This window comes from Protofrankia symbiont of Coriaria myrtifolia, from assembly GCF_900634755.1.
Taxonomy (GTDB): domain Bacteria; phylum Actinomycetota; class Actinomycetes; order Frankiales; family Frankiaceae; genus Protofrankia; species Protofrankia coriariae.
The window spans coordinates 1-7,980 of the sequence record NZ_CAAAFS010000302.1 but is presented as its reverse complement, the minus strand read 5'-3'; the positions used below and the strand labels follow the sequence as shown (position 1 = coordinate 7,980).

Here is a 7,980-nt window from a genome sequence, read left to right as displayed (position 1 = left end):
GCCCGGCGGGCCCGCCGGGCAGGCGCCCGGGCTCGGCGAGGGCGAGCTGCCCGACCTGTCGGCCCTGATGCGCGGCGAGGGTCTGCCCGGTGGCGCTTTCCCGCCGCCCGGGCAGGGGCATGGCCGGCGGCGCTGATGGCGCTGGCGGCGCCACCGGCGCCCGGGCACACCCCGCGTCGGGCGATCTGGCAAACTGGGATGGCGGTCCGGGGTTTCCGCCCTGGTCCCGTTCACCATCGGCGCCGCGAGTGGCGTCCGGCAAACCCAGCTACCGGTACTCCGCATCCGCACCTGTGGTGTCCGGTGACTACTGACGTACGTCTGGAGCAGTTCGACAATCGTGGCAACCAAGATCAAACTTCAGCGCCTCGGCAAGATGCGCGAGCCGCACTACCGGATCGTCGTCGCGGACGCCCGTACCAAGCGGGACGGACGGGTCATCGAGACGATCGGGCAGTATCACCCGAAGTCCGACCCGAGCATCATCAAGGTCGACGGTGAGCGCGCCGGATACTGGCTCGGTGTCGGTGCCCAGCCGACCGAACCGGTACTCGCGATCCTCAAGGTCACCGGTGACTGGCAGAAGTTCAAGGGTCTTCCCGCCCCACCACCGGTGAAGGTCGCCGCCCCCAAGGCCGACAAGCGCGAGGTGTTCCAGGCTGCGGCCAAGGCCGCGGCCGGTCTCACGGACAAGCCCGCCACCACGCCGAAGAAGGGCAAGAAGGCGACGGAGGACGCGCCCGCCGCTGGGAAGACCGAGCCGGCGGCGGCCGAGTCGCAGGCTCCGGAGGGGCAGTAAGTGCTGGAAGCCGCCCTCGAGCATCTTGTTCGGGGCATCGTCGACCACCCGGACGATGTGCACGTGAACCTGCAGTCGGGCCGGCGGGGTCGCACCCTCCAGGTCCGGGTACATCCGGACGATCTCGGCAAGGTCATCGGGCGCGGCGGGCGGACAGCCCGCGCGCTACGGACGGTCATGGCCGGGGTGGGTGGCCGGGGCCTGCGGGTCGATGTGATCGACGTCGACCGGTAGGGCCGTCTGCAGATGACTGTCGGAACACACGGCGAAAGCGCCACCAGCCGGCCGCGGTCCGCGGCAGCGCGTGACGGAGACGGTCCTGCCGCCGACCCGGCGGCGGACGAGCCGGTCGTGGTCGGCCGGATCGGCCGTCCCCACGGCATCCGGGGCGAGGTGACGATCGACGTCCGTACGGACGTTCCCGAGCGCAGGTTCGCGCCCGGGACGCACCTGTGTGGCGAGCCGCCCACGGCCACGCCGCTGATGGTGGCTGTGGCGCGTTGGCACGCCGGCCGCCTGCTGGTGCGCTTCGAGGGCGTCGGCGACCGCGACGCCGCCGAGGCCCTGCGCGGTCGCGTTCTCACCATCGCCGCCGGTCAGGCGGGCCAGGCCGCGGACGACGGCGACGAGGATGCCGGCAACCTGTGGTGGGACCGCGACCTCGTCGGACTGCGGGTGGTCACGGTTGATGATGCCGACGTGGGCACGGTCGTCGACGTCGTCCACACGCCCGCCGGGGAACTGCTCGCCGTCGAGCACGTCGGCGGCCGTGAGGTGCTCGTCCCGTTCGTGCGTGAGATCGTGCCGACGGTCGAGGTGCCGGTCGGCCGGATCGTCGTCGACCCGCCACCGGGCCTGTTCGACCTGGAGTAGCGCGGCGGACCTGGAGCAGCGGAGCGGTTGTGCGCGTCGACATAGTTACGATCTTCCCCGACTATCTCAGCCCGCTGGAGCTGTCCCTGGTCGGTAGGGCCCGCGCGCGCGGCATCCTCGACGTCCACCTGCACGACCTGCGGCAGTGGGCCGACGACGTGCATCGCAGTGTCGACGACGCCCCCTACGGCGGTGGGCCGGGCATGGTCATGCGTCCGCAGCCGTGGTGGGCTGCGCTGACCGAGATCCGCGCGCTGGGCGCGGCGGACGGCCGGCGGCCCCGGATCGTCGTCCCGACCCCGGTCGGACGGCCCTTCACGCAGGCGTACGCCGCCGATCTCGCCGACGTGCCATGGCTGGTGTTCTGCTGCGGCCGTTACGAGGGCATCGACGCGCGTGTCATCGACGAGTGGGCCGACGACGAGATCTCCATCGGGGACTACGTTCTCGCCGGGGGAGAGGTCGCCACCCTGGTCATCCTGGAGGCGGTCACCCGGCTGCTGCCCGGCGTGGTCGGCAACGCCGAGTCCGTGACGGACGACTCCTTCACCGACGGCCTGCTGGAGGCCCCGGTGTACACCCGGCCGGCGGTGTGGGGTGACCGTGAGGTCCCGGCCGTGCTGCGCTCCGGCGACCACGCCGCCATCGGCCGGTGGCGGCGGGCCGAAGCCCTGCGGCGGACCGCGCAACGCCGTCCGGACCTGCTCGCCCGCCAGGACCAGGCGGCGGCGGACGATGGCTCGGGTGGGGCCGGCTCGAACGCGCGTGTGGCACAGTAGGATACGGTTTCCGGCCGTCCGCCGCACCGGGTGACATCACTCGGCGTGAGCGGGCACCGAGCGGATGCCATCAGGGGCCAATGCCAGCACAACTGCCAGCACAACTGCCAGCACGGCCCGCTGGTGCGCAGACCGCTGGTGTGTGGTCCGCTAGTAGGTGCTCCGTTACAGTGGCTCACCTCCGCCGGCCGGACCAGGCCCGACCCGTCCCGTCATCACCGCGAGAAAGCGACTGCCATGCAAACCCTGGACAGCCTCGACGCCGCGTCACTGAGGACCGACGTCCCGACGTTCTGGCCGGGCGACACCCTGAAGGTTCATGTTCGTGTCGTCGAGGGCAACCGCCAGCGCATCCAGGTCTTCCAGGGCGCCGTGATCCGGCGGCAGGGCGGCGGCGTGCGCGAGACCTTCACGGTCCGTAAGGTCAGCTTCGGTGTCGGCGTGGAGCGGACCTTCCCCGTCCACAGCCCGGTGATATCCAAGATCGAAATTGTCACCCGCGGGGACGTTCGCCGCGCGAAGCTCTACTACCTGCGTGATCTGCGTGGCAAGGCGGCGAAGATCAAGGAGAAGCGCCGGCCGGCGTAGGCCGTGCCCGGCCGGCCGTGGCGGTTTGGCGGGCCAGAGCTGACACTGGAACTGAGGATGGCTGACACGACCGGCTGTGGTGCAGCCGTTGCGGCATGATCGCAACCGGTGCGTGTGGCGACCCGAACATCGGACACGCGTCCGCCGTGGCGTCGTTGGAGCCGGCCAGGCGCGTAGGGTGGTCAGCGATCGTTTTCAACCGGGTTCCCCGGACAGCACATTCCAGCCCGAGTCGGCGAACCCATGAGGTGGCGCGGTGAGTGGAGCCGAGCACAGTCGTCCGATGCGCTGGGGTGGGCCTCCGCCCGCCGGCTCCACGGGCGGCCGCGAGGACGACGCGGTCGACACGCCCGGAGAGCGGATCGGCTCCCCCCTACCGGCCGACGACGAAGCGGCCGGGTCCACATCGGCTACCACCCGGCCGCAGCCGGGTCCGGTCGGCGTGCCTGGCCGGAATCAGGGGCACCCGGCCGCTGTCCCCGACGACGGCCGGCCGGCCGGCCGTCAGACCGAGGCCGTAGGCGACGCTACCGGGGAGAACGTCATCGGTGAGAACCTGACCGGTCAGGAGTTCCCGGAGCCCCAGCGGGCCGGGGTGGATGCCACGGACGGCCTGCCCACCCGCCAGCGCCCGGGCCGCGGCGGCCGCGGTGGCCGCGGCTCGTTCGCCCGTGAGCTGCCGTTGCTGGTCCTGATCGCCTTCCTGCTCGCCCTGCTCATCAAGGCGTTCCTCGTCCAGGCGTTCTGGATACCGACCGTGTCGATGGAGCGCACCCTGCTGGTCAACGACCGGGTGCTGGTCAACAAGCTCGTCTACCGTTTCCGGGACGTCCACCGTGGCGAGATCGTGGTGTTCAACGGGGACGGGACCGGTTTCGAGCGGGCCGAGGTCCTGGTCACTCCGCCGGGCAACGTCTTCTCCCGGGCGCTGCGGTCGGTGCAGGGGATGCTCGGCCTCGGCGCGCCCAGTGACAAGGACTTCATCAAGCGTGTCATCGGTGTGGGCGGTGACACCGTCGCGTGTTGTGACGCCCAGGGACGGGTGACGGTCAACGGCCAGCCGCTGGACGAACCGTACGTGTACGAGAACAGCCCGCTCGGCGGGGGCCGTGAGTTCGAGCCGGTGAAGGTGCCACCCGGCGAGCTGTGGGTCATGGGTGACCACCGCGGTGAGTCCTCGGACTCCCGGGTGAACGGCACCATCCCGCAGAGCAAGGTCGTCGGCCGGGCCTTCGTGCGGGTCTGGCCCCTGAGCCGGATGGCGATCCTGAGCCCGCCGAACATCTTCGCCGCCGCGGGTGCGCAGGCGGCGGGCGCCGCGCCGCTTGCCGGCGCCGGGCTGGCGGGAGCGGCGATGGTGGGCGTCGCCACCACGGCGCGGCGCAGGCGAGCCTCGCCCGGTACCCTGCCGACGCGACCGGTGAAACGGCTCGGGAGGAACGCAGGTGACGACAACGGCGACGGCCCGTCAGCCCACCGCGACGGCCGCCGGTCGCGGTGGCGCCCGGCGGCCCGCCGAGGGCGTCCGGCTGCGGCCCCTCCCGCCGTTCGCGCCGACCGGCGCGGCGGTCCGAGGTGAGAGCGGGCTGTGGGGCTGTGAGCGTCTCCTGCGGCGCCGGGGGTTCGCGCCCGTGGCCGGCGTCGACGAGGCCGGCCGTGGCGCGTGCGCGGGGCCGCTCGTGGTGGCCGCTGTCGTCCTCCCCGCGAACGGGTCGCGCCGCCTCGTCGATCTCGCGGACTCCAAGCGGTTGTCGCCGCGGTTACGTGAACAGGTGTTCGACGAGATACTGTCTGTCGCCCAGGCGTGGGCGACCGTCGTGATCCAGTCATCCGAGATCGACGCGTGCGGTGTGCACGTGGCGAACATCGCCGGGATGCGCCGGGCTGTGGCACGCCTGGGCCGGCGGCCGGGGTACGTCCTCACCGACGGGTTCGCGGTGCCGGGGCTGGGGGTCGCCTCCACCGCCGTGCTCAAGGGTGACCAGGTCGTCGCCTGTGTGGCGGCCGCGTCGGTGGTGGCCAAGGTGACCCGGGACCGGATCATGAAAGATCTCCACCACAGGCATCCCGAGTACGATTTCGCCCAGCACAAGGGGTATGTAACGGCCGGGCACGCCGCGGCACTGTCCGCGTACGGGCCGTGCGAACAGCATCGGATGTCGTATGTCAATGTGGCACAAGCTCAACGTGAACGACTGGCGCGGCTGGAGGACGCCGTGACACGGACCGGGCTACCCAGCGCGACGGAGAGCGCATGAGCGCCGAAGACCTCGAGAAGTACGAGACCGAGATGGAGCTCCAGCTCTACCGTGAGTACCGGGACGTCGTCGGTCTCTTCTCCTATGTGATCGAGACGGAGCGTCGCTTCTATCTCGCGAACGACTACCAGATCGAGGCCCGCAACAGCGCCGGTGAGATCTTCTTTGAACTCACCCTGCGTGATGCCTGGGTCTGGGACATGTTCCGGCCGGCGAGGTTCGTGAAGAACGTTCGAGTGGTCACGTTCAAGGACATCAACGTCGAGGAGCTGACCAAAGCCGAGCTCTAACCTGTGGACGGGCGAATGACGCAGGCCCGTTTTGTCCACAGATCGGCAGCTGATCTCGTTCTGTCCGTTTTCGCCAGTCATCCTGATCTCCACGGGCGCGTCCGTCGCCCGTGGACGGGAGCGCGCGATGCGGGTCAAGGACGTACTCGGGCGGTTCGGGGAGGACACCGCCGCCCGGCATCTGTCGCGGTGCGGGATGGAGATCCTCGACCGTAACTGGCGATGCGCGGCCGGTGAGATCGACATTGTTGCCCGGGACGGCTCGTGTCTGGTGTTCTGCGAGGTCAAGACCCGCTCCGGGGACCGCTACGGCACACCGGCGCAGGCCGTGGTGCCGGCAAAGGCCGCTCGTATCCGCCGGGTGGCGCTCGTCTGGCTGCGTGACCACGAGCACGCGCTGATGCCGCTGCGCTTCGACGTGGTCGAGGTGTACCGCACCCGTAACAACCCGCCGCGGGTGGAGCATCTGCGCGGGGCGTTCTGATGGCGCTGGCGCGGGCGTTCAGCGTCGCGGTCGTGGGGGTGCACGGGCATCTCGTCGAGGTCGAGGCGGATCTCGCGAACGGGCTGCCGGACATCACCCTTGTCGGGCTGCCGGACACCTCCCTGCACGAGGCCCGGGACCGCATCCGGGCCGCGATCGTCAACTCCGGCCAGCAGTGGCCGAGCCAGCGGATCACGGTCGGGCTCTTCCCGGCGACCCTGCCGAAGTCCGGCAGTGGGTTCGACGTGGCGATGGCCGCCGCGATCCTCGGAGCGGCGGCCACCGTCCCCCCGGCGGCGCTGCGCTCCCGGGTGCTGCTCGGGGAACTGGCGCTCGACGGCAGGCTGCGGCCGGTCCGCGGGGTGCTGCCGGCGACGATCGCGGCGCTCGACGCCGGCATCGAACGTGTCGTCGTGCCCGAGGCGAACGGCCCGGAGGCCGCGCTCGTCCCGGGGGCCGTCGTCGAACCGGTGAAGGATCTCGACTGCCTGGTCCGGCTGCTGCGCGGGGAGTACGAGCCGGATCCGCCGGCGGCGGCGGCCGCCACCGACACGGCGCGTTCCGCGGCTGCCGGTGTCGGCGATCTCGCCGACGTGGCGGGCCAGCCGCGCGGCCGGCTCGCCATCGAGGTGGCGGCCGCCGGCGGCCACCACCTGTTCATGCAGGGACCACCGGGCAGTGGCAAGACCATGCTGGCCGAGCGGCTGCCGGGCCTGCTGCCCGCGCTCGACACCGAGGCCGCCCTCGAGGTGACCGCGGTGCACTCGGTGGCCGGGCTGCTGCCCGAGGACTGCCCGCTGGTGCTCCGTCCGCCGTACCGCAACCCGCATCATTCGGCCACGCCGGCCGCGCTCGTCGGAGCGGGCTCGACCGTGCTGCGCCCGGGCCTGGCCAGCCAGGCGCACCGGGGTGTGCTGTTCCTCGATGAGGCGCCGGAGTTCTCCCGCCCCACCCTCGACGCGCTGCGCCAACCGCTGGAAAGCGGGGTGATCGAACTGGCGCGGGCCCGGGTGAGCGCGCGGTTTCCCGCTCGTTTCCTGCTGGTGCTCGCGGCGAACCCGTGCCCGTGCGCCCGGGCGGGCGCCGCCATGGCCAGGGCGTGCGAGTGCCCGAGCCTGGTACGCCGGCGCTACCTCTCCCGGCTGTCAGGTCCGCTGCTCGACCGGGTGGACCTGCAGGTCGAACTCGCCGCGCCCAGCCGGGCCGAACTGCGTGCGGACGCCAGGTACGCCGACACCTCGGCGGTCGCGGCGGGGCGGGTCGAAGCGGCGCGAGCGGCCACGGCCTCCCGGCTGGCCGGTACGCCGTGGCGCACCAACGCGGAGATCCCCGGTGCCGCCCTGCGGCGGACGTGGGCACTGCCGGCGAAGGTGACCCGTCCAGCCGATCTCGCCTTCGAGTCCGGGCAGCTCACCGCGCGTGGTCTGGACCGTGTCCTGCGGGTGGCCTGGACGCTCGCGGACCTGGCCGGCCTGCCCGCCCCGGGGCCGACCCAGATCGGGATGGCGCTGGACCTGCGGCTGCCCGGGAGGCAGCAGTGACGGCCACCGACAGCGAGCGGCTGGCCAGGGCGGCACTGTCCCGCGCGGTCAACTCGGACCGGTCGGCGGTCGGCGTCGAGGTGGCCCGGCGCGGCGCCGTGGCCGTCTGGGCCGACCTGCGCGGCCGTTATCCCGACGTCGACCCGGAACACGACCTGGGCCTGCTTGCGGCCCTCGATGGGCGGTTCATCTGCCCGGGGGACCCGGAGTGGCCGTCCGTGCTGATCGCCCTCGGCCGGCTGTCCGACGGCCCGGAGCCGGAGGCGGGGGAGCCGTTCGGGCTGTGGGCCCGTGGGGAGGGGGACCTGAGCCGGTTGTGCGAACGGGCGGTGGCGGTGGTGGGCTCCCGGGCGGCGACCGCCTATGGG

General features: G+C 72.0%; 10 protein-coding genes and 1 pseudogene. All 11 read left to right on the top strand.

Features of this window, described 5'->3' with window-relative positions:
- The first annotated feature begins 340 nt into the window (after positions 1-340).
- Positions 341-799 (top strand): 30S ribosomal protein S16, encoded by a 459-nt coding sequence (gene rpsP / locus CM1CMNOD_RS17080; RefSeq protein ID WP_013874835.1) that lies wholly within the window; start codon positions 341-343, stop codon positions 797-799.
- Entirely contained in the window at positions 800-1,033 is a 234-nt protein-coding gene (locus tag CM1CMNOD_RS17075; protein ID WP_013874834.1) for an RNA-binding protein, read from the top strand.
- A 12-nt stretch (positions 1,034-1,045) separates the two neighbouring features.
- Positions 1,046-1,672 carry a ribosome maturation factor RimM gene (rimM, locus tag CM1CMNOD_RS17070; RefSeq protein ID WP_013874833.1) on the top strand — a complete coding sequence of 209 codons (627 nt, stop codon included), beginning with the start codon at positions 1,046-1,048 and terminating at the stop codon, positions 1,670-1,672.
- A 29-nt stretch (positions 1,673-1,701) separates the two neighbouring features.
- Positions 1,702-2,451, top strand: coding sequence for a tRNA (guanosine(37)-N1)-methyltransferase TrmD (gene trmD / locus CM1CMNOD_RS17065; protein ID WP_013874832.1), 750 nt, complete (start codon positions 1,702-1,704; stop codon positions 2,449-2,451).
- 237 nt (positions 2,452-2,688) lie between these two features.
- On the top strand, positions 2,689-3,039 hold the full coding sequence (rplS, locus tag CM1CMNOD_RS17060) for a 50S ribosomal protein L19 (RefSeq protein WP_013874831.1): 351 nt from the start codon (positions 2,689-2,691) through the stop codon (positions 3,037-3,039).
- 256 nt (positions 3,040-3,295) lie between these two features.
- The gene (lepB, locus tag CM1CMNOD_RS17055; RefSeq protein WP_013874830.1) at positions 3,296-4,618 is read left to right on the top strand and encodes a signal peptidase I; all 1,323 of its coding nucleotides are present in this window, start codon (positions 3,296-3,298) and stop codon (positions 4,616-4,618) included.
- Positions 4,569-5,297, top strand: coding sequence for a ribonuclease HII (locus CM1CMNOD_RS17050; RefSeq protein WP_013874829.1), 729 nt, complete (start codon positions 4,569-4,571; stop codon positions 5,295-5,297). The genes lepB and CM1CMNOD_RS17050 overlap by 50 nt, the downstream gene beginning before the upstream one ends.
- Positions 5,294-5,587 carry a DUF2469 domain-containing protein gene (locus CM1CMNOD_RS17045; protein WP_013874828.1) on the top strand — a complete coding sequence of 98 codons (294 nt, stop codon included), beginning with the start codon at positions 5,294-5,296 and terminating at the stop codon, positions 5,585-5,587. Before CM1CMNOD_RS17050 ends, CM1CMNOD_RS17045 begins: the two co-directional genes overlap by 4 nt.
- Positions 5,588-5,714: 127 nt before the next feature.
- Positions 5,715-6,071, top strand: coding sequence for a YraN family protein (locus CM1CMNOD_RS17040; RefSeq protein ID WP_013874827.1), 357 nt, complete (start codon positions 5,715-5,717; stop codon positions 6,069-6,071).
- Entirely contained in the window at positions 6,071-7,612 is a 1,542-nt protein-coding gene (locus CM1CMNOD_RS17035; protein ID WP_013874826.1) for a YifB family Mg chelatase-like AAA ATPase, read from the top strand. Before CM1CMNOD_RS17040 ends, CM1CMNOD_RS17035 begins: the two co-directional genes overlap by 1 nt.
- Positions 7,609-7,980, top strand: a pseudogene (locus CM1CMNOD_RS17030) (DNA-processing protein DprA); the annotation flags it as partial. The gene CM1CMNOD_RS17035 and the pseudogene CM1CMNOD_RS17030, both read left to right, overlap by 4 nt.